This window comes from Planomicrobium sp. MB-3u-38 (assembly GCF_002836425.1).
GTDB classification, from domain to species: domain Bacteria; phylum Bacillota; class Bacilli; order Bacillales_A; family Planococcaceae; genus Planococcus; species Planococcus okeanokoites.
In genome coordinates this window covers 127,556-148,417 of the sequence record NZ_PJBO01000081.1, presented here as the reverse complement: position 1 = coordinate 148,417, position 20,862 = coordinate 127,556, and the positions used below count along the sequence as shown (strand labels likewise).

Annotated in this window: 21 protein-coding genes; 20 read left to right on the top strand and 1 reads right to left on the bottom strand. The window is 46.8% G+C overall.

The annotated features are described in order from the left end of the window. The first annotated feature begins 195 nt into the window (after positions 1-195). The 18 genes from hrcA (at position 196) to recO (ending at position 17,139) form a co-directional block, all read left to right on the top strand. Positions 196-1,224: a heat-inducible transcriptional repressor HrcA gene (gene hrcA, locus CXF70_RS17635; protein ID WP_084246169.1), complete on the top strand. Its 1,029-nt coding sequence runs from the start codon at positions 196-198 to the stop codon at positions 1,222-1,224. 15 nt (positions 1,225-1,239) lie between these two features. After that, entirely contained in the window at positions 1,240-1,863 is a 624-nt protein-coding gene (grpE, locus tag CXF70_RS17630) for a nucleotide exchange factor GrpE (RefSeq protein WP_101803724.1), read from the top strand. A gap of 37 nt (positions 1,864-1,900) precedes the next feature. Then, a complete protein-coding gene (gene dnaK / locus CXF70_RS17625) occupies positions 1,901-3,736 on the top strand; it encodes a molecular chaperone DnaK (protein WP_101803723.1) in 1,836 nt (611 codons plus the stop codon). Positions 3,737-3,849: 113 nt separating this feature from the next. After that, positions 3,850-4,968 carry a molecular chaperone DnaJ gene (gene dnaJ / locus CXF70_RS17620; protein WP_101803722.1) on the top strand — a complete coding sequence of 373 codons (1,119 nt, stop codon included), beginning with the start codon at positions 3,850-3,852 and terminating at the stop codon, positions 4,966-4,968. A 15-nt stretch (positions 4,969-4,983) separates the two neighbouring features. Next, on the top strand, positions 4,984-5,922 hold the full coding sequence (gene prmA, locus CXF70_RS17615) for a 50S ribosomal protein L11 methyltransferase (RefSeq protein WP_101803721.1): 939 nt from the start codon (positions 4,984-4,986) through the stop codon (positions 5,920-5,922). Positions 5,923-5,939: 17 nt separating this feature from the next. Continuing rightward, positions 5,940-6,677, top strand: coding sequence for a 16S rRNA (uracil(1498)-N(3))-methyltransferase (locus CXF70_RS17610; protein ID WP_101803720.1), 738 nt, complete (start codon positions 5,940-5,942; stop codon positions 6,675-6,677). 100 nt (positions 6,678-6,777) lie between these two features. Continuing rightward, positions 6,778-7,446, top strand: coding sequence for a deoxyribose-phosphate aldolase (gene deoC, locus CXF70_RS17605; RefSeq protein ID WP_101803719.1), 669 nt, complete (start codon positions 6,778-6,780; stop codon positions 7,444-7,446). Positions 7,447-7,540: 94 nt separating this feature from the next. After that, positions 7,541-7,714 (top strand): 30S ribosomal protein S21, encoded by a 174-nt coding sequence (gene rpsU / locus CXF70_RS17600; protein ID WP_008431605.1) that lies wholly within the window; start codon positions 7,541-7,543, stop codon positions 7,712-7,714. 249 nt (positions 7,715-7,963) lie between these two features. Beyond that, positions 7,964-9,292, top strand: coding sequence for an NfeD family protein (locus CXF70_RS17595; protein WP_101803718.1), 1,329 nt, complete (start codon positions 7,964-7,966; stop codon positions 9,290-9,292). Continuing rightward, positions 9,293-10,279, top strand: a complete 987-nt coding sequence (gene floA, locus CXF70_RS17590) for a flotillin-like protein FloA (protein ID WP_084246155.1) — start codon at positions 9,293-9,295, stop codon at positions 10,277-10,279. 30 nt (positions 10,280-10,309) lie between these two features. After that, entirely contained in the window at positions 10,310-10,774 is a 465-nt protein-coding gene (locus CXF70_RS17585) for a hypothetical protein (protein WP_101803717.1), read from the top strand. A gap of 193 nt (positions 10,775-10,967) precedes the next feature. Further along, positions 10,968-11,927 (top strand): PhoH family protein, encoded by a 960-nt coding sequence (locus CXF70_RS17580; protein ID WP_084246151.1) that lies wholly within the window; start codon positions 10,968-10,970, stop codon positions 11,925-11,927. Between the two features lie 117 nt (positions 11,928-12,044). Then, positions 12,045-14,174, top strand: coding sequence for an HD family phosphohydrolase (locus CXF70_RS17575; RefSeq protein ID WP_101803716.1), 2,130 nt, complete (start codon positions 12,045-12,047; stop codon positions 14,172-14,174). Positions 14,175-14,189: 15 nt separating this feature from the next. Then, positions 14,190-14,672: an rRNA maturation RNase YbeY gene (ybeY, locus tag CXF70_RS17570; RefSeq protein WP_101803715.1), complete on the top strand. Its 483-nt coding sequence runs from the start codon at positions 14,190-14,192 to the stop codon at positions 14,670-14,672. Further along, on the top strand, positions 14,659-15,012 hold the full coding sequence (locus CXF70_RS17565) for a diacylglycerol kinase family protein (RefSeq protein WP_101803791.1): 354 nt from the start codon (positions 14,659-14,661) through the stop codon (positions 15,010-15,012). Before ybeY ends, CXF70_RS17565 begins: the two co-directional genes overlap by 14 nt. Before the next feature lie 20 nt (positions 15,013-15,032). Then, on the top strand, positions 15,033-15,443 hold the full coding sequence (locus tag CXF70_RS17560; RefSeq protein WP_084246145.1) for a cytidine deaminase: 411 nt from the start codon (positions 15,033-15,035) through the stop codon (positions 15,441-15,443). Further along, the gene (gene era, locus CXF70_RS17555) at positions 15,427-16,344 is read left to right on the top strand and encodes a GTPase Era (protein WP_084246143.1); all 918 of its coding nucleotides are present in this window, start codon (positions 15,427-15,429) and stop codon (positions 16,342-16,344) included. The genes CXF70_RS17560 and era overlap by 17 nt, the downstream gene beginning before the upstream one ends. Positions 16,345-16,356: 12 nt before the next feature. Beyond that, entirely contained in the window at positions 16,357-17,139 is a 783-nt protein-coding gene (recO, locus tag CXF70_RS17550) for a DNA repair protein RecO (protein WP_101803714.1), read from the top strand. Between the two features lie 454 nt (positions 17,140-17,593). On the opposite strand, the gene CXF70_RS17545 is transcribed toward recO, so the two are convergent. Further along, positions 17,594-18,970 (bottom strand): glycine--tRNA ligase, encoded by a 1,377-nt coding sequence (locus tag CXF70_RS17545; protein WP_101803713.1) that lies wholly within the window; start codon positions 18,968-18,970, stop codon positions 17,594-17,596. Positions 18,971-19,281: 311 nt separating this feature from the next. Between CXF70_RS17545 and ccpN the strand changes: the two genes are divergently transcribed. Together ccpN and CXF70_RS17535 are read left to right on the top strand one after the other, a co-directional pair. Beyond that, positions 19,282-19,920, top strand: coding sequence for a transcriptional regulator CcpN (gene ccpN / locus CXF70_RS17540; protein ID WP_084246137.1), 639 nt, complete (start codon positions 19,282-19,284; stop codon positions 19,918-19,920). A gap of 12 nt (positions 19,921-19,932) precedes the next feature. Further along, entirely contained in the window at positions 19,933-20,736 is an 804-nt protein-coding gene (locus CXF70_RS17535; protein ID WP_084246135.1) for a pyruvate, water dikinase regulatory protein, read from the top strand. The last annotated feature ends 126 nt before the right edge of the window (positions 20,737-20,862 follow it).

The window sequence follows — 20,862 nt, the reverse complement described above, 5'->3', positions numbered from 1 at the left end:
TAGCGCCTCCTTTGCGACGAGCAGTGCGCAGGAGCATAATCTTCGCACTGTCCAAAGCGCCGAAGCGGTGTATCAAAGATAAATATTTAATTTAAATTAGATAAATGCGCAATCGTTGACAAGGGAAAAGGAATTTGGTAATTTTAGTGTAGTCTTAGCACTCGCACTATAAGAGTGCTAACAGAGGTGATGATCATGTTAACAGAACGGCAACTGCTCATTTTAAAAGTGACGGTGGATGATTATATTCAATCAGCGCAGCCGGTAGGATCAAACCAATTAGCCAAAAAATCCGGAATTTCCTTCAGTTCGGCGACAATCCGGAATGAAATGGCCGACCTGGAAGGAATGGGGTTCCTTGAGAAAACCCATACTTCTTCCGGCCGGATTCCATCTGAACGAGGCTATCGCTATTACGTGGATCATTTACTGACCCCCCGTCCGCTTCCGAAGGAAGATATCATCCAATTACGTTCCATCTTCGAAGATAAAATCAGCGAGACCGAAGAAGTGATCAAACGGTCTGCAATGATTTTGTCTGAACTGACGAATTACACATCAATCCTGCTGGGACCGGATGTCCGCCGGCACATCGTCAAGAAATTGTCGATTGTGCCGCTGACTACCAATTCCGCAGTCGCAATCATTGTGACGGATTCCGGCCATGTCGAAAATCGGGTCTTTCCGATACCGGAAGGCTTGAATCCATCCGAAATTGAAAAAATGGTCAATATTTTGAACGAACGCCTTGTAGGCGTCTCGCTCTATGACCTTCATACGCGGCTCGAGCAGGAAACGATGATGGTCATGAAACAGCATATGGAGCGTTATGGTGAATTGTTTACGACTTTCAGGCAAGCAGTCATACTTCCGCGGGAAAAGAATGTCTACTACGGCGGTAAGCTGAATATCCTGAATCAGCCGGATTTCCATGATCTTCATAAGATCAGGAGTCTGATGGATGTCATGGAGGAATCGGAGCATATTCCGATGATCATTCCAGTCGGCAACCAGGGGCTGCACATCCGGATCGGATCGGAAAACGCGCTGTCGGCAATGGAAGACTGTTCTGTTATTACGGTGTCCTACGATATCGGCGAAGAACAGACCGGCTCGATCGCCATCGTCGGCCCGAAAAGGATGGATTATAAGAGGATCGTCTCATTGCTTGATACATTGAGCGGCGATCTCTCCAAAGAGCTGACTCGAATATTTCGGAAATAAAGGAGGAACATCATTTTGTCTAATGAAAAAAAACCTCTAGCAAATGAGGAAGAAACTGCAGCAGACATTGAAGAAACGCCAACAGGCAAGCAGTCAGATGAAAACGCCGAAAAGACGACTGTTTCATTGAAAGAGGAATCTGAAGAGGCAGTTGAAAGCCGCGATGATGAATCCAATGAAACTGAAGGCGAAGATGAAGTTTCCGTTTTGAAAGATGAACTGGAAGCTGAACAGAACAAATATTTGCGTTTACTGGCGGATTACGACAATTTCAAACGCCGTACGCAGAAAGACCGTGAAATTTCAGCGAAATTCCGTTCGCAGTCCTTGCTGACAGATCTTCTGCCGGTACTTGATAATTTTGAACGCGCTTTGGCCGTGGAAGCCAAAAGCGAAGATGCCGTTTCTATCATGAAAGGTGTCGAAATGGTTCAAAAATCCTTGCTTGAAGCTGTGAAGCGTGAAGGCCTCGAAGAAATCACTGCTGTCGGCGAACCATTCGATCCGAATTTCCACCAGGCAGTGATGCAGGAAAAAGATGACGATGCAGAACCGGGCACAGTGTTACAGGAATTGCAGAAGGGGTATACCCTTAAAGGCAGAGTCCTTCGTCCGGCAATGGTTAAAGTAAACGAATAATAGCTAAAACGAATAAAAGTTAAATGGAGGAATTCAAATGAGTAAAATTATCGGTATTGACTTAGGAACAACAAATTCAGCGGTCGCAGTTCTTGAAGGCGGCGAACCGAAAATCATCCCAAACCCGGAAGGCAACCGTACGACACCATCTGTAGTAGCTTTCAAAAACGGTGAGCGCCAGGTCGGTGAAGTAGCAAAACGCCAGTCAATCACGAATCCGAACACGATCCAGTCTGTTAAACGTTTGATGGGTACACAGGAAAAAGTGACTGCAGAAGGCAAAGAATATACGCCGCAGGAAGTTTCAGCAATGATCCTTCAATACATTAAAGGCTATGCAGAAGAATATCTTGGTGAGAAAGTTTCAAGAGCGGTTATCACAGTACCGGCTTATTTCAATGATGCTGAACGCCAGGCTACAAAAGACGCTGGCCGTATTGCAGGTCTTGAAGTGGAACGCATCATCAACGAACCGACAGCTGCAGCACTTGCATACGGTCTGGATAAAATGGAAACAGATGAAACGATCCTTGTTTATGACCTTGGCGGCGGTACGTTTGACGTATCCATCCTTGAACTTGGCGACGGAGTATTCGAAGTAAAATCGACTGCCGGCGACAACCGTCTTGGCGGCGATGATTTCGATAAAGTGATCATCGATTATCTTGTGCAGGAATTCAAAAAAGAGAACGGCATCGACCTTTCAAAAGACAAAATGGCGACTCAACGTTTGAAAGATGCAGCTGAAAAAGCGAAAAAAGATCTTTCCGGCGTATCTTCAACACAAATTTCATTGCCGTTCATCACTGCCGGCGAATCTGGCCCGCTTCACCTTGAAGTGACAATGAGCCGCGCGAAATTCGACGAGCTGACTTCTTCATTGGTTGAACGCACAATGGGACCAACTCGCCAGGCATTGAAAGACGCAGGAATTTCTGCTTCTGAACTTGACCGTGTAATTCTTGTAGGGGGATCAACACGTATCCCGGCAGTACAGGAAGCTGTTAAGAAAGAAACAGGCAAAGACCCGCATAAAGGCGTAAACCCGGATGAAGTAGTAGCAATGGGCGCAGCTGTACAAGGCGGCGTATTGACTGGAGACGTTAAAGATGTCGTTCTTCTTGACGTGACTCCATTGTCGCTTGGTATTGAAACAATGGGCGGCGTGTTCACGAAATTGATCGAACGCAATACGACGATCCCGACTTCAAAATCGCAGACATTCTCGACTGCCGCTGACAACCAGCCAGCTGTTGATATCCATGTTTTGCAGGGTGAACGTCCGATGGCTGCAGCCAACAAAACGCTTGGCCGTTTCCAATTGGCTGATATTCCACCGGCACCACGCGGTGTACCGCAAATCGAAGTTACTTTCGACATCGATAAAAACGGTATCGTAAGCGTTAAAGCGAAAGACCTTGGAACTCAAAAAGAACAAACGATCACAATCCAGTCGAATACTTCATTGTCAGATGATGAAATCGAACGCATGATCAAAGAAGCTGAAGAAAACGCTGAAGCGGATGCGAAAGTGAAAGAAGAAGTTGAACTTCGCAATGAAGCAGACCAGGCTGTTTTCCAAACAGATAAAACAATCGCCGATCTTGGTGAAGTAGTAACTGAAGAAGAGAAGAAACAAGCAGAAGAAGCACGTGATGAGTTGAAAGCAGCTCTAGAGAGCGACAGCACAGATGACATTCGTGAGAAGAAAGACAAATTGAACGAAATCCTTCAAGGCTTAGCGATGAAAGCTTATGAGCAGGCAGCAGCAGCTCAGCAGGCAGCAGGCGGCGAAGAAGGCGCAGCAGGCGGAAACGACGATATCGTCGATGCAGAATTCGAAGAAGTCAACGACGATAAAGACAAGCAATAAGAAAGACCCGGAAAAGTCAAAGCAAAGCAACATGCTTTGGCTTTTTCAATGTCTTTGCAAGGTCAATTGATACCGTGTACAATTAACGGTGATTGTTAGAGGGAGAGTGACATATGAATAAGCGAGATTATTATGAGGTGCTTGGTGTTTCGAAAACAGCATCCAAGGAAGAAATCAAAAAAGCTTACCGGAAGTTATCGAAGCAATTTCACCCGGATATCAATAAAGAAGCGAATGCATCTGAGAAATTCCAGGAAGTGAAAGAAGCATATGAAGTATTGAGTGATGAACAGAAACGCGCGCAATACGATCAATTCGGACATCAGGATCCGAACCAGGGATTCGGCGGCGGTTTTGGCGGCGCGGAAGGTTTCGGTTTTGACGACATCTTCAGCACATTCTTTGGCGGCGGCACAAGACGCCGTGATCCGAATGTGCCGCGTAAAGGCGATGATCTTCAATATTCCATGACTATCGACTTCATGGACGCAGTTTTCGGAAAAGAAACGGAAGTTGAAATTCCGAAAGAGGAAAATTGTGATACGTGTGACGGCTCTGGAGCAAAACCGGGCTCGAAGAAAAAAACGTGTCCATACTGCGAAGGTACCGGCCAATTGAACGTGACGCAGGATACGCCTTTTGGACGCATGGTCAACCGCAGAGCTTGCCAGCACTGTGAAGGCACAGGGCAGATCATCGAAGAAAAATGCCCGACATGTAAAGGCGCAGGCAAAGTGCGCAAAGTCAAAAAAATCAAAGTCAGCATTCCGGCAGGCGTCGATGACGGCCAGCAATTGCGTGTCAGCGGACAAGGCGGCCCTGGTTACAATGGGGGGCCATCCGGAGATCTTTATGTCGTATTCCGCGTGAAACCGCATAAAGAATTTGAACGTGAAGGCGACGATATCTATTTGGAATTGGGGCTGACATATCCACAGGCCGCTCTTGGCGATGAAATCGAAGTGCCGACGGTGCATGGCAAAGTGAAATTGAAAATTCCAGCCGGTACGCAAAGCGGAGCGAGATTCCGTCTGAAAGGCAAGGGCGTCAAAAACGTCCACGGTTATGGCATCGGAGATCAGCACGTTGTGATCCGGGTGAAAACACCGACTAAACTCAGCGAGAAACAGCGTCAATTGTTAAGGGAATTCGCTGAAATCAGCGGAGACATCCCGGAAGAACAGGAAAGTTCATTATTCGATAAAATCAAACGAACCATCAAAGGCGATTAAAGGAGCTGGTTGCACGTGAAATGGTCAGAACTATCCATCCATACAACGAACGAAGCGATCGAATCCGTTTCGAATATTCTGCACGAAGCCGGTGCAAGCGGAGTCGTCATTGAAGATTCGGATGATTTTTCCAAAGAAAGAGAAGATCAATTCGGAGAGATCTGGTCACTTAACGCTGACGATTTTCCGAAAGACGGCGTCATCCTGAAAGCTTATTTGCCGGTCAACAGCTTTTTGGGCGAAACCGTAGAAGCGATCAAGCTGGCAGTCAATAATCTGGTCACTTTTGATATTAATATCGGGGCTAATGTGGTGACGATCAGCGAAGTGAATGAAGAAGAGTGGGCAACTGCCTGGAAAAAGTATTACCATCCAGTCAAAATTTCGCAGCGTTTTACGATTGTGCCCACTTGGGAAACTTATAATCCTGTTTCCAGTGACGAATTGATCATTGAACTGGATCCGGGCATGGCATTTGGCACCGGGACGCACCCGACAACAGTCATGAGCCTGCAGGCGCTTGAGAAGACGGTGAAAACCGGGGAACGGGTCATAGACATCGGGACCGGTTCAGGCGTTCTGGCTATCGGCGCAGCTCTGCTGGGTGCCAGGGAAGTTCATGCACTGGATCTTGACGATATCGCAGTAAAAGCTGCGGGCATCAATGTCAAGCTCAATAAAGTGCAGGATAGAGTAACAGTTGCAGGCGGCAATCTTGTTGATACGATTGACGAACCCGGCGACGTGGTAGTGGCGAATATCCTGGCGGAAATCATCATGTCATTTACGGATGATGCCTATAAAGTGGTGAAACCAGGCGGCCATTATATAACTTCCGGCATCATTTCTGCTAAGAAGAATGATGTGAAGGAAGCTTTGGAAGGATCCGGCTTTGTTATTGAGGATATTATGATGATGGAAGACTGGGTTACGATCATTTCAAAAAAAACCTGAATGAACGGGGTGCAACGATGCAGCGATATTTTATTGATGGCAAAGTTCCCGAAAACCGCATAACTGTAATAACTGGCGATGATGCAAAGCACATCGCCAAAGTTATGCGCCAAACTGCCGGTGACAGCCTGATAGCGGTAATGGAAGGCAAAGCCTATGCAGCCACGATTCTTTCAGCAGACCGTGATGTAGAAGTGCGGCTGGAGACGGAAGTTGAAGCGGTTGTAGAAATGCCCAAGCAGGTGACCATTGCCTGTGGGCTGCCCAAAGGCGATAAACTGGAATTGATCGCACAGAAATGCACCGAACTTGGCATGTATGCGATGATTCCGTTTGCGGCAGAAAGATCGATCGTCAAATGGGACGCCGGAAAAAGCGATAAAAAGATTTCCCGTCTGCAGAAAATCGCTAAAGAAGCTGCTGAGCAGTCACATCGTACGCATTTGCCGGTCATACATAACGTCCAAAGCTTTAAGCAATTGCTGGAAGCAGCCGGCTCTTATGACGCGGTGATCGTAGCGTACGAAGAAGAAGCTCGGGCATCAGCACCGGCGCGGTTTGCCGATATTTTAAAAACCATGTATGATAAAAGTACGATATTGATTGTTTTTGGGCCTGAAGGCGGTATATCCGAAAAAGAAGTTTCCAGCCTGAAAAACGCTGGTGCGTTGTTCACTTCACTTGGTCCACGCATCCTGCGAACGGAAACCGCTCCTTTCTATGCATTGTCCGCAATGTCCTATGAATTCGAGTGACCAGGCGGTCCATCAACTCCAATCAATAAAGTCACGCACATCCGTCGATTTTCATCAGCGGAATTCTTTAACTAAATCTATCTGAGAACGGAGCATTTTCATGTCAAACATCGCATCTTATATCGACCATACTTTATTGAAACCGGAATCCACGAAAGAACAGGTGATTGAACTTTGCAAGGAAGCGGCGGAATATGAATTTGCATCTGTCTGCGTTAACCCTTCATATGTAGAAACAGCTGCTGCTGAACTGAAGGACAGCAAAGTGAAAGTCTGCACGGTCATCGGTTTCCCGTTAGGAGCTTCGACTTCTGAAACAAAAGCGTTTGAAACGAAAGACGCGATTGCAAAAGGGGCTGAAGAAATCGATATGGTGGTTAACATCGGCGCAATCAAATCCGGTGATTCAGAACTTGTGAAAAATGATATTCAGGCGGTTGTGGAAGCTGCAAAAGGCAAAGCGATCGTTAAAGTGATTATTGAAGCAAGCTTGTTGACTGATGAAGAAAAAGTTTTGGCATCACTCCTTTCAAAAGAAGCCGGAGCTGATTTCGTTAAGACTTCTACAGGATTCTCGACTGGTGGAGCTACAGTGGCTGACGTAAAGCTGATGCGTGAAACAGTCGGCTCTGAACTGGGAGTGAAAGCTTCCGGCGGTGTCAGAAGCCTGGAAGATGTCCAAGCGATGATCGATGCAGGGGCAAGCCGCATTGGCGCTAGCTCGGGTGTCCAGATCATGCAGGGATTGAAATCAGATTCTGATTATTAACTGTTGACTCAGGTTTGAACATACGATATAATTTTTGGTATATAACACTTGTTGTTATTTGCTTCAACGTGTGTTCGGAGGGAGGGAAAAAGAGATGACAAAAACTACCGTTCGTAAAAACGAATCGATTGAAGATGCTCTTCGCCGCTTCAAACGCACTGTTTCTAAATCCGGAACAATGCAAGAGGTTAGAAAGCGCGAGTATTATGATAAGCCGAGCGTGAAACGCAAACTAAAATCAGAAGCTGCGCGTAAACGTAAATTTTAATTGACCCTTACTTTTAAAATGAGACTTTTAAAAATATGAACGATCAGCTGAAACCGGCTGCACATCCTTTGTGCAGCCGGTTTTGTTTTTGTGTTCATTTTCATCCTTCCAACCAATTTCCATGGGACAAATAAGCGCAATCTTCGCTATTACGCAATTTTAATTTTATAATAAAATCAGCAGAATATTTGAAACCGATTACATGTTCATTCGTATATAGATAAGCGGAGAAATAAAGGGGTGAGCTCTTTGAGGAAGATGAAAATCTTTACTGCTTTATTGTTGTTTGCCATGGCATTGCTGCTGTTGATACCGGTGTTCCATGCAGACAGCCATTCCGTTTACATAATTCCGGTGGAAGCGGAAGTTGAAAGAGGTCTGCAGGCGTTCATCGACCGCGGTATTGAAGAAGCGGAAGAAGCGGATGCGGGAGCAATCATTTTTGAAATAGATACACCGGGAGGATTTGTCGACGCGGCGGATGGCATAGCCCGTCTCCTGCAGGACACCGACATTGAGACAATTGCGTATATCAACCAGGATGCACTGTCTGCCGGCGCTTTTTTAGCGCTCAATGCTGATGAAATTTATATGCATCCTTCGGCGCGCATGGGCGCAGCGCAAGTCATCGACCAAGCTGGCAATGCGGCTGCTGACAAAGCGGACAGCGCTTGGCGTTCATCCATGGCGAATGCGGCCGAAAGTTCCGGCAGGGAAACCGAATATGCACTTGCTATGGCAGATGCATCCATTGACCTGCCTGAATACAGGGCAGGAGAAGGCGAGCTGCTGACGCTGCGCGCTGGGGAAGCTGAAGAAGTCGGGTATTCCGAAGGAACCGTTTCATCCATCGAGGAATTGCTTGAACTGAAAGGGCTGCAGGACAGTGAACTGGTTTACATCAATGAAACCTTCTCTGAGAATCTTGCCCGCTTTCTGACAAACCCGGTGGTTGTGCCGATCCTGTTATCTGTCGCGATGCTTGGCCTGCTGCTTGAATTATTCACACCAGGTATCGGTGTTCCGGCATTTATCGGTTTGACTTCATTGATGCTGTTCTTCTATGGCCACCTTGTTGCCGGTCTGGCGGGATATGAATCCATAATCCTGTTGGTCATCGGACTCGGTTTGATGATCCTGGAATTTTTTGTGCCAGGCGGTGTAGCGGGGATACTGGGGATTGCAGCGGTACTCGGCAGTATCCTGCTTGCAGGAGGAGATCTTCAGACCACAGCTATCGCAGTTTTAATCGCAATGATTGCAGCAACTTCAGGGATGGTGATTCTAGTGAAATTCTTTGGTAAAAGACTCCAATTGTTTAATCGCATCATTCTGTCGGATTCCACCGACACCAAGAGCGGTTATGTATCAACTGCCAACCGGCCGGAACTGATCGGCCAAATGGCAGTGACCGCCACAGAATTACGTCCGTCAGGCACCATCGTTTTCGGTGATGAACGGATTGATGCAGTTTCCGAAGGGCGCTATATCGGCCGCGGCAAAGATGTTAAGATTATCAAGGTAGAAGGTTCACGTATTGTAGTGCGTGAACTGGAGAAAAAAGAGGAGGAAGAATAAATGGGAATTGATGCAATAATACTTGGAGCCAGCATAATCGGTATAATCGTCGTACTGGCAATATTCTTCACATTTGTACCGGTGACATTATGGATTTCCGCACTTGCTGCAGGCGTTAAAATCAGCATCTTCACTTTAATCGGGATGAGACTGCGCAGAGTTATCCCTTCGCGTATCGTCAATCCACTGATCAAAGCATCAAAAGCAGGTTTGACAGTGCAGATCAATCAATTGGAAAGCCATTATCTGGCAGGTGGTAACGTAGACCGCGTGGTCAATGCTCTGATCGCGGCACACCGTGCCAATATCGAACTTCCATTCGAACGCGCTGCTGCGATCGACCTTGCAGGCCGTGACGTGCTGGAAGCCGTTCAGATGTCGGTTAACCCGAAAGTCATCGAAACTCCATTTATCGCCGGTGTTGCGATGGACGGAATTGAAGTGAAAGCGAAAGCGCGTATCACAGTGCGCGCCAACATCGACCGCCTGGTCGGTGGTGCGGGTGAAGAAACAATCGTTGCCCGTGTTGGTGAAGGTATCGTTTCCACACTCGGTTCAAGCACGAGCCACAAAAAAGTTCTGGAGAATCCTGATTTGATTTCCCAGACGGTTTTGGGCAAAGGCCTGGATTCAGGTACGGCATTTGAAATTCTATCCATTGATATCGCGGACGTTGATATCGGTAAGAATATCGGTGCGGAATTGCAGACGGAGCAAGCTGAAGCCGATAAGAAAATCGCGCAGGCAAAAGCAGAAGAACGCCGTGCAATGGCCGTAGCAAGTGAGCAGGAAATGAAAGCGAAAGTTGTGGAAATGAGAGCGAAAGTTGTTGAAGCAGAGGCAGAAGTGCCGCTCGCAATGTCAGAAGCGCTCCGCTCAGGCAATATTGGAGTCATGGATTATGTAAATTATAAAAACGTACAGGCTGATACAGGTATGCGCGATTCGATTGCGAAAACAAGCACACCTCAGTCCAATGAAGAATAACAGCAATGATCGAAAGAGGGGGGTTGTCACATGGAACCACTCATAGTCGCACTGATACTTATGGCAGTCAGCGCATTTTTCGGCAATAAAAAAAGGGAAGAAGGCGGCTCATCCCCTAAACGTCCGACTGGCAACCAGCCGGATACCAGAGGGCGTGCCCAAGGCGGTTTTAAGCGCATGGAAGATTACGCTAAAGAAATTTATGGTGAATTCCAGGCGCAAATGAACCCTGAATCCGATAAAAAGGAACAGGTCAAAGAAGTTGCACGAGAAGTTGTCGAAAGGCATACGAAAAGCAGGCCGGAACGGACGGCCACTCCGGTAGCCGCTAAAGAAATCGGCGGCAGATTATCGGCTCACCAGAAGCCGGTCCAGCCAGTTCGAAAAGCAGTGGCTGATGAAAATCACAGTCCTTTTCCTTTGACACAAAGCGAAGCGCAAAAAGCCATTATTCTGACAGAAGTATTTATGCCGCCTAAAGCAAAGCGCAAGTAAGAAAAAGAGTATCAGCTGAAAAGCCGGTCCGGGAATTTAATCCGGTGCCGGTTTTTCTTTTTTGTATCAATCCACTCGTTTTTATTCTATATTATTATTATGTAAACCCATAGTCTGCAATAATATTTTACAGTTATTCCTGTTTAATGATAGAGTTAAATCAGAATAAATAACTCAACCAAGGAGTGTCCGAATGACAGAGAATGAATTATTAGAACTTCATGTGAAAGACCCCAATGAAGCGGTGCTTCTGCTTGGTATATCAGATAACCACATGACATTGATCGAAGAAGCTCTTGATATACAAATCATCACCCGAGGCGAAGTCATTAAGCTGTCCGGTTCAGAAGACGGCAAGGCTACCGGCAAGTTATTGATAGAACAATTATTGAAAGTGATCCGAAAAGGCATCAATATCGACCAGCGCGATATCGTGTCCGCTATTGAAATGGCCAAATCGGGTACCATCGAATATTTCGCTGAACTCTATGATGAAGAAATTGCAAGAAACGCTGCAGGAAAAATCATCCGTGCAAAAACAATCGGCCAGCGCCATTATATCCGTGCAATCCGCAGCAAGGACCTGACGTTTGCCATCGGACCGGCAGGAACCGGTAAAACCTATCTGGCGGTTGTTATGGCCGTGCAGGCATTGAAAAACGGGCATGTGAAAAGGATCATCCTAACCCGTCCAGCCGTTGAAGCGGGTGAAAGCCTTGGATTCCTTCCAGGGGACTTAAAGGAAAAAGTCGATCCATACTTACGTCCGCTTTATGATTCGATGCATGATGTGCTTGGCGTCGAGCAAACTAACCGGTTCATTGAGCGCGGTACAATCGAAGTCGCGCCTCTTGCGTATATGCGCGGCAGAACGCTTGATGAAGCGTTTGTCATTCTTGATGAAGCCCAGAATACCACTAAGGCTCAAATGAAGATGTTCCTGACGCGGCTTGGTTTCGGTTCAAAAATGATCATTACCGGAGACAAGACGCAAATCGATTTGCCGCGAGGAGCAGAATCAGGATTGATTGCGACAGAGAAAATCCTTCAGGGAGTCAGCGGCATTCAGTTCATGTACCTTGAAAGCGGGGATGTCGTCCGGCATCCACTGGTTTCCAAAATAATAGATGCATACGAAAACCAGCCGATCTAAGGCTGGTTTTTTCTTATTCTTATATGGAATTTAGTAAACATTGGAAATAATTCGGAAATATCGTGAAATCATTGATTGATATTGATATGATGGAAGTACTAAGAGTGAGGTGGTTAGATGGTCACAAGGTTACGGGCAATTTACGATAAAGCTGGTTTTAGGGCATTCTCTTTTTCGATGATCTTTTTAATAGGAATCATTCTTTTCAGTTTTCTGTACAGCACCATCAAAGGTGATACATATAATATCGAATTGTTCCAATTGTCGGATGAAACCATACGATCTTCCAAAACAGTAGAAGATCCCGTCAAAACTGAACTTGAAAGGCAGCGCGCTGCTGCCGAACTTACACCAAGTTACAAGTTCAATGATGAACTTGCGACTAATCAATCCGCAGTGATCGCTTCTTTATTCGCTTATGTGCAGGATGCGAAGAACATGGAAACGGAAGGGGAAGATGGCCAGGAAGCAGCTGAACTGCAGGACATGGTAATTGAGTTGCGTGAGACGACCCGTTTGATGGAGACGAGTGAAAATGGCTTGAGGCTGACGGACGATATGCTCCGCTCCTTGCTGACCTTATCAGATGTACGTCTCGTTGAAGTGCAGCAGGAAATAGAGGGTCTCATCGAGAACATTCTCGCATCTCCGGTCCGGGAGGACGACCTTACCGCCAAGCGTAACGAAGTTGAACAGATGCTGCGGAACAATGAAGAAATTCCCGCTTCTGTCCTTCAGGCAGCGGTAAATATCGGCAGATTTGGGGTCATGGCCAATGAAACCGTGGATGAGAGTCTGACAGAAGCGCAGCTGAAGCAAGCGCGTGAAAGTGTGGAACCCACTAAAATCCTGCAGGGGCAAGTGCTGGTGCAGGAAGGGCAAGTAGTTGACCGGGAAGTTTACCGTCAATTGGAACTTGCCGGAATGACTGATAACCAGACCGATCTGAAGCCTGCACTAGGCCTCCTGTTGTTTGTGTTGATCGTAATGGGGCTATTATTAATAGTGGTGCAGCGTTCCAAAGAAGTGGAACAGAAAAAAATGACGGCGTTATTGGTGTTGGCTGCTACTGTTGCCATAAGCCTTACGCTGATGAAATTGCTGAATGCGGTAAGCGGTAATTTTGATGTGGAAATATCATTTCTTTTCCCTACAGCTTTAGCGGGAATGATTGTCCGTATGCTGATCAATGAAAGAACCGCCATTTTGGTGGCATTCATCACTGCGTCCAGTGCCGGCTTGATTCTTCAAAATTCCTATTCACCGATCCTTCAGATGGAAGTTGTGTTATATATCCTTTTTGGCGGTCTAGCAGGCATCTATCTGATAGAACGCGATGATCGGCGTGCAAGGCTTCTGCAGACAAGCTTGTTTGTCGCGATAGTGAACTCGCTTTTCATCGGCTTCTACCTGCTTATTTCCCAAAGCCAGTATGATATGGCTGAAGTCGGGTTTTATTTTGCGGCGGCAATCATTTCAGGATTGCTGTCAGGGGCTTTGACCATCGGCTTGCTGCCGTTTTTCGAATGGGCATTCGGATTGATTTCGCCGATGAGGCTGATTGAATTATCCAATCCGAACCATCCGCTTCTTAAAAAAATCCTGACAGAAACACCTGGAACTTATCACCACAGTGTCATGGTGGCCAATTTGGCGGACGCGTCCTGTGAAGCGATAGGCGCAAATGGCCTTCTGGCACGAGTCGGATGTTACTACCATGACATCGGCAAAACGAAGCGTCCTAAATATTTTATTGAAAATCAAGTGAATATTGCCAATCCGCACGATGCACTTCCGCCGGAAACCAGCCGTGATATAATTCTGGCACACGGCGCCCAAGGAGCTGAAATGCTGCGCAAATACAAGATGCCGAAAGAGATTGTCGACATAGCTGACCAGCATCACGGAACGAGTTTACTGAAGTTCTTTTATTATAAAGAAAAAGAAAAGAATCCGGATGTGAAGGAAGACGATTACCGATATAATGGACCGAAGCCCCAAACGCGTGAAAATGCGGTCATTATGGCGGCGGACAGTATTGAAGCCGCAGTGCGTTCGATGAAGGAACCGACATCAGAAAAGATAAAAAAATTGGTGGATTCCATAATTGAAGATAAACTGAAAGACGGGCAATTCGATGAATGTGATTTGACGATGAAGGAATTAAAGACGATCAAGAACGTCATGTGTGAAACGCTGAATGGCATTTTCCATACCAGAATCGAGTACCCGAAAGATAAAGAGTAAAAGGAGGTCTTCGGCATGTTAACCATCGACTTTATGGACGAAACCGAAACGTTGAAAGAAAGTGATATCCAATTTGTTGAGAAGATCCTGCAGCATGCTGCAACTGAAGAGGGAATTGGGGAAGCGGAGGTATCGGTCAGTTTCGTGACAAATGAAATGATCCAGGATATCAACCGCGACTATAGGGATAAGGACCAGCCGACGGATGTCATTTCGTTTGCGATGGAAGAGCCGGGCGAGGGGGAAGTGGCCATCCATGGGGCTGATGAACCAAGAGTACTGGGTGATATCATCATTTCATTGGACCGGACAAAGGAACAGGCAGACGATTATGGACATTCTTTTGAACGTGAACTCGGTTTTTTGGCGGTCCACGGCTTTCTTCATCTTCTTGGATACGACCATATGAATGAGGACGATGAGAAAAAGATGTTCGCCAAACAGGACGTGATTTTGAATTCGCTCGGCATCACGCGTGATGGCTATGAAGGCAATTAGGTTTTTCCGATCTTTTGTATTTGCTTACGCTGGTATCAGTGCTGCCCTTAAAAGCGAGCAGAATATCCGGTTCCATTTCACAGCTGCAATCATGGTTGTGATTGCAGGCTTGTTGACCGGATTATCCTCAGTCGAATGGATGATTATCACCCTGGTGATCGGCGGTATGCTCGCTTTTGAAATGTTCAATTCTTCAATGGAAAGGATCGTGGATCTCGCCAGTCCCGATTTGCATCCTCTTGCCAAGCAGGCAAAGGACATGGCGGCAGGCGCTGTTTTGGTATTTGCCATTGCAAGTGCTATAATTGGATTATTAATATTTTTACCAAAATGGTTTTAATTTTTATAGAGGTGATTGAGATGGAAAAAGAACAATTGTTGGAACAAGCAATAGCGGCACGTGAAAATGCTTATGTGCCTTACTCAAAATTTCCGGTTGGAGCTGCGCTGCTGACATCAGACGGCAAAGTCTACCTGGGATGCAATATCGAAAACGCCGGTTACTCCATGACGAACTGTGCTGAGCGAACAGCGATGTTCAAAGCTGTTTCGGAAGGCGACCGTACATTTAAGGCATTGGCTGTATCGGCTGATACGGAAGGGCCTGTTTCCCCTTGTGGCGCTTGCCGCCAGGTACTGGCTGAATTCTGTGCACCTGATATGCCTGTCTATTTGACGAATCTGAAAGGCGATGTTCAGGATACGACTATCAGCGAACTGTTGCCTGGAGCTTTTACACCGGAGGACCTTAAATATGCAGCAGGAAAATAATGGCTTCAAATCAGGCTTCATTTCCATCATCGGCCGTCCGAATGTCGGAAAATCGACGTTCCTGAACCGGGTGGTCGGCCAAAAAATCGCCATTATGAGCGATAAGCCGCAGACTACACGCAATAAAGTCCAAGGTGTCGTTACCACCAATGACAGCCAAATGGTTTTCATCGATACACCGGGCATCAACGAACCTCGCCATAAACTTGGCGATTTCATGTTGAAAGTCGCAAAAAATACATTCCGCGAAGTGGATGTGCTGCTGTTTGTCGCAAGTGCGGCTGACCGCATCGGCAAGCAGGACCGTTATGTCCTTGAAATGCTGAAAGGCATTGAAGTGCCGGTCTTCCTGGTATTGAATAAAATCGACCAGGTACATCCGGACGATCTTCCGAGAATTATTGAATCCTACCGCAATGAATTCGATTTCGCTGAAGCGATTCCGATTTCCGCATTGCAGGGCAATAACGTGGAAAATCTTCTTGCCAAGATTTCAGAACGTCTGCCGGAAGGCCCGCAGTATTATCCAGCTGACCAGGTGACCGATCATCCGGAACGATTCATCATTTCCGAATTGATCCGCGAGAAGGCGCTTCATTTGACGCGGGAAGAAATTCCCCACTCGATTGCTGTAGTCATCGAAAAAATTGCACCGGATGAAGAAAATCCTGATATGGTCCGTGTCCAGGCAACGATCATGGTGGAACGTGATTCCCAAAAAGGGATTGTCATCGGTAAAAAAGGTGCGTTATTGAAAGAGATCGGTTCCCGTGCGCGCCAGGATATCCAGAACCTGCTCGGTTCGAAAGTATATCTGGAGCTATGGGTGAAAGTGCAGAAAGACTGGCGCAATAAGGCCCTTCATTTGCGTGATTTTGGATTCAGAGACGATGAATACTAAGGGGTAGTCTCCATGCAGAGTCAATTAGAGGGCATCGTCATCCGTATGATGCCGTATGGTGAAAACAATAAAATCGTCACCTTGTTCACCCGCGAAGCAGGGAAGGTCACCTGCATGGCGAGAGGTGCCAAGAAACCGGCTAGCCGGCTGGCTGCAATAACTCAGCCTTTTACCCATGGCACTTATTCAATTTACAAAGGCAAAGGAATGGGGACTCTTCAGGCAGGCGACCAATTGGAATCGCTTCGCCATATCCGTGAAGATATCATGTCCACCGCCTATGCCAGTTACATCACAGAGCTTGTCGACCGTCTGACGGAGCAGGACGAACCGCAGCCGGGCATTTATGAAATGCTCTTTCAGGCATTGCACGCCATCGAAGAAGGCTACGATCCTGAAGCGATCACCTTGTTCGTCGAGTGGAAAATGCTGCAGACGGCCGGTCTGGCACCGACTCTCCATGAATGTGCCAATTGCGGTGCGACAGAAGGGGAGTTCGCTTTTTCTTTCCAGGAACTCGGATTCCTCTGCCATCGCTGCTTCCATATCGATCCCTATATCATCCGTCTGAGCCCCGTACTCGTTAAAGTGATCCGTACGCTTTATTTTGTACCGATTGAACGAGTAGGATCTTTGACGCTGAAAAAAGAATCGAAATCTTTACTGAAGCAGATAGTTCGTACAATTTACGAAGAACAGGCCGGCATCCGGCTGAAATCCAGGAAATTTCTGGAGCAGCTCGAACGCACGCCTGAATTTTTGCCGAAGAAAGAAGACCCACCAAAAGACGAATAGTCTTTGGCGGGTCTTTTGTTTGTCAAGAAAGTATCTCCTTCTATAATCATTACGCTCTAGGTGGACGCTTTCCGCGGGGAGCGGCCTAAGCCTCCTCGTCCGCTTCGCTACCTGCGGGGTCTCAGTCTCGCTCTGGATCCCGCAGGAGTCGCCACCTGACGCTTCATTCTGATTCTGGTTTTATAAAAAATTGGTGTGTCTGCTTCTTGAAACTGACTTTTAAGCGTCTTCCTTTATTGAAAGCAATCTGAGATATGGAGCAAAACAGCGAAGACTCCCAAGGGACCAAGCGAAGTGCTGAGATCCACTCGGGCGAAGGGGACCGAGCTCGAGTTAGCTCAGTGCGAGCCCCCAGGAAAGCGAAGCTGTTTTGCGCAATATCGATTTTCATTTATTTCTTTTTCATCTAAATTTAAAAGCGCTGCCCATAAGTTCGGGCAGCGCTTTGGTTTTATTAGAATTGAATATGCTTTTCGATATAAGCCTGTACTTCAGCGATCGGCATGCGCACCTGTTCCATGGAATCGCGGTGGCGGACAGTCACTTGGGCGTCTTCGACTGAATCGAAATCATAAGTGACACAGAATGGTGTACCGATTTCATCCTGGCGACGGTAGCGTTTACCGATCGACTGGGACTCATCGTAATCGACCATGAAGTGTTTCGCCAGATCAGCGAATACTTCTGTCGCGCCTTCTGCCAATTTCTTGGACAACGGAAGGACAGCGGCTTTATAAGGAGCCAGTGCAGGGTGGAACTTCAATACGGTGCGCTTGTCATCATTATCAAGTTCTTCTTCGTGATAGGCATCAACAAGGAAGGCGAGTGTGACACGGTCAGCACCCAGTGATGGTTCGATGCAATAAGGCACAAAGCGTTCGTTGGTGATCGGATCGATGTAATTGAAGTCTTCACCCGAATGTTCCATGTGGCGTTTCAAGTCAAAGTCGGTGCGGTCAGCGATGCCCCATAGTTCACCCCAGCCGAATGGGAATTTATATTCGATGTCGACTGTCGCGTTCGAGTAATGGGAAAGTTCATCCGCATCGTGTTCGCGGAGACGCATATTATCTTCCGACATGTTGAGGTTCAACAGCCAGTTTTTGCTGAAATCGCGCCAGTAGGCATACCATTCCAGGTCTTCACCGGGTTTGCAGAAGAATTCAAGTTCCATCTGTTCGAATTCACGCGTACGGAAAGTGAAGTTCCCCGGCGTGATTTCGTTGCGGAAACTCTTGCCGATCTGTGCGATACCGAAAGGCATTCTTTTGCGCATCGAGCGCTGGACATTCTTGTAGTTGACGAAAATCCCTTGTGCCGTTTCCGGACGCAGGAAGATTTCGTTGGTCGACGCTTCTGTCACACCCTGGAAAGTTTTGAACATCAGATTGAACTGGCGGATTTCTGTGAAGTCATGCTTGCCGCAGACTGGACAGTCGATTGAATGCTCTTCGATCAATTCAGCCATTTTTTCGAACGACAGGCCATCGACGATCATTTCGATCCCCTTGGCATCCAATGCCTCTTCGATCAATTTGTCAGCGCGCAGGCGTGACTTGCAGCTCTTGCAGTCGATCATCGGATCATTGAAGTTGCCGACGTGGCCTGAAGCGATCCACGTTTTCGGGTTCATAAGAATTGCGGCATCAAGTCCGACATTATAAGGGGATTCCTGTACGAATTTTTTCCACCATGCTTTTTTGATATTGTTCTTAAGTTCGACGCCGAGTGGGCCGTAATCCCACGTATTTGCGAGCCCTCCGTAAATTTCAGAGCCAGGGAATACAAAGCCTCTGTGTTTTGCTAACGATACTACATCTTCCATTGACATAAAAATTACCTCCATAAAATAAAAAATCGCACACGTCCCGGACATAAAGTCCGAGGACGAGTACGTTATGACCCGCGGTTCCACCCCGATTGGCTGCTGATGCAGCCCTCTTAAAAAATATGGCTCCAGATTGCCTTTTCCTGCCGATGCGGGCTTTCACTGTCCCCGCTCGCTCGTTTGGCAGTACTTATAGATCTTTCATTGCCTGCTATAGAATCTTTAAGTATTGTATCACGCTAAACTTTTCTTCGCAATATCACTCTAATTAGTATATAATAATCATCATTGAGTATAACACATATTTTGAGGCGGTGAGTCCGATCGAACTCAATAAAAGACAAGAAGAGATACTGCGCATCGTGAAAGGGAATGGTCCAATAACAGGCGAGCAAATAGCTGAACGCCTTCATCTGACACGGGCGACCTTGCGGCCTGACCTTGCTATCCTGACAATGGCTGGATTCCTGGACGCACGTCCGCGGGTCGGTTATTTCTATTCCGGCAAAAAGCCGGGCCATGATGTGACCGATACGATGAATAATATGAAAGTCAAAGACTTCCAGTCGATTCCGGTAGTCGTCCGGGAAAATGTCAGTGTCTACGACGCGATAAGCCAGATGTTCCTGGACGATGTCGGCACTTTGTTCGTAGTGGATAAAAATTCATTGCTGACGGGTGTCCTATCCCGCAAAGATTTACTTCGCACAAGCATCGGCAGCCAGGATCTGACGGCTATTCCCGTACATATCATCATGACCAGGATGCCGAACATCACGTATTGCTTTAAAGCCGATTCCCTGATACAGGTAGCTAATCGGCTGATCAATCAGCAGATTGATGCCCTGCCGGTCGTCGAAGAATTGTCGAACGGATTGAAAGTTGTGGGACGCATAACGAAAACCAATATTACCCGGGCATTTTTGTCCCTATCCGAAAGCCATGAATTATGAGGTGAACAATAGATGAATCTACTGCGTGTATTCGTGATTTCCGATTCAGTGGGAGAAACAGGGGAGCTGGTGGCTAAAGCAGCAGTCAGCCAGTATCTGAATCCTGATCAGAATGTCTCCTTGAAACGGTTTCCATATATTGATTCAATTGACCAAGTGAGAGACATCATCCATATGGCCGCTGATCAGCATGCATTTGTCGTTTATACACTCGTATCTAACAAGTTGCGTGAATTTATTGTAACAGAAACCGCACGGCTCAAAGTGACCGCTGTGGATCTGATGGGGCCATTGCTGGATGCCTTGAGAGTGGAATTGAAAGCCGAACCGCTTGAAGAGGCCGGACTGGTAAGAAAATTGGATGATGATTATTTCAAGAAAGTCGAAGCGATCGAGTTTGCAGTAAAATACGATGACGGCCGTGACCCAAGAGGTATTTTGATGGCCGACATAGTGCTGGTGGGCATTTCGAGGACTTCGAAGACCCCGCTTTCACAGTATTTGGCGCATAAGCGCTTGAAGGTGGCGAACGTTCCGCTGGTTCCTGAAGTGGATCCTCCGGAAGAATTGTTCAGGGTCGCTCCTGAGAAATGCTTTGGACTGGTCATTTCTCCTGAAAAACTTAATCACATCCGGAAAGAAAGACTTATTGCCCTGGGATTGAACGATGATGCCAATTATGCGAAAATCCAGCGCATCCATGAAGAAATCATCCATTTCAATAAAATCGTCGAGAAGATCAATTGTGAAGTGATCGATGTGACAAATCGGGCTGTCGAAGAAACCGCAAACCTGATCATGAGCAAATTGAAATAAACCAAGTGGAAAAGCCGCCTGAAAAGGAGGTTTTTCTGCTTTATTTGTGGATTTTTCCGCAAAAGAGTTTTATAATGAAGAATTGTGGCTAAAGCATTAAGATAGACTAAATTGATCCCTTCAGAT

Coding starts and splice junctions, on each gene's coding strand:
- CXF70_RS17585 (WP_101803717.1), top strand. CDS start 10,310: ATGGAACCACTCATAGTCGCACTGATACTTATGGCAGTCAGCGCATTT.
- dnaK (WP_101803723.1), top strand. CDS start 1,901: ATGAGTAAAATTATCGGTATTGACTTAGGAACAACAAATTCAGCGGTC.
- dnaJ (WP_101803722.1), top strand. CDS start 3,850: ATGAATAAGCGAGATTATTATGAGGTGCTTGGTGTTTCGAAAACAGCA.
- rpsU (WP_008431605.1), top strand. CDS start 7,541: ATGACAAAAACTACCGTTCGTAAAAACGAATCGATTGAAGATGCTCTT.
- CXF70_RS17580 (WP_084246151.1), top strand. CDS start 10,968: ATGACAGAGAATGAATTATTAGAACTTCATGTGAAAGACCCCAATGAA.
- ybeY (WP_101803715.1), top strand. CDS start 14,190: ATGTTAACCATCGACTTTATGGACGAAACCGAAACGTTGAAAGAAAGT.
- floA (WP_084246155.1), top strand. CDS start 9,293: ATGGGAATTGATGCAATAATACTTGGAGCCAGCATAATCGGTATAATC.
- era (WP_084246143.1), top strand. CDS start 15,427: ATGCAGCAGGAAAATAATGGCTTCAAATCAGGCTTCATTTCCATCATC.
- CXF70_RS17560 (WP_084246145.1), top strand. CDS start 15,033: ATGGAAAAAGAACAATTGTTGGAACAAGCAATAGCGGCACGTGAAAAT.
- CXF70_RS17545 (WP_101803713.1), bottom strand. CDS start 18,970: ATGTCAATGGAAGATGTAGTATCGTTAGCAAAACACAGAGGCTTTGTA.
- CXF70_RS17535 (WP_084246135.1), top strand. CDS start 19,933: ATGAATCTACTGCGTGTATTCGTGATTTCCGATTCAGTGGGAGAAACA.
- hrcA (WP_084246169.1), top strand. CDS start 196: ATGTTAACAGAACGGCAACTGCTCATTTTAAAAGTGACGGTGGATGAT.
- CXF70_RS17610 (WP_101803720.1), top strand. CDS start 5,940: ATGCAGCGATATTTTATTGATGGCAAAGTTCCCGAAAACCGCATAACT.
- CXF70_RS17575 (WP_101803716.1), top strand. CDS start 12,045: ATGGTCACAAGGTTACGGGCAATTTACGATAAAGCTGGTTTTAGGGCA.
- recO (WP_101803714.1), top strand. CDS start 16,357: ATGCAGAGTCAATTAGAGGGCATCGTCATCCGTATGATGCCGTATGGT.
- CXF70_RS17565 (WP_101803791.1), top strand. CDS start 14,659: ATGAAGGCAATTAGGTTTTTCCGATCTTTTGTATTTGCTTACGCTGGT.
- deoC (WP_101803719.1), top strand. CDS start 6,778: ATGTCAAACATCGCATCTTATATCGACCATACTTTATTGAAACCGGAA.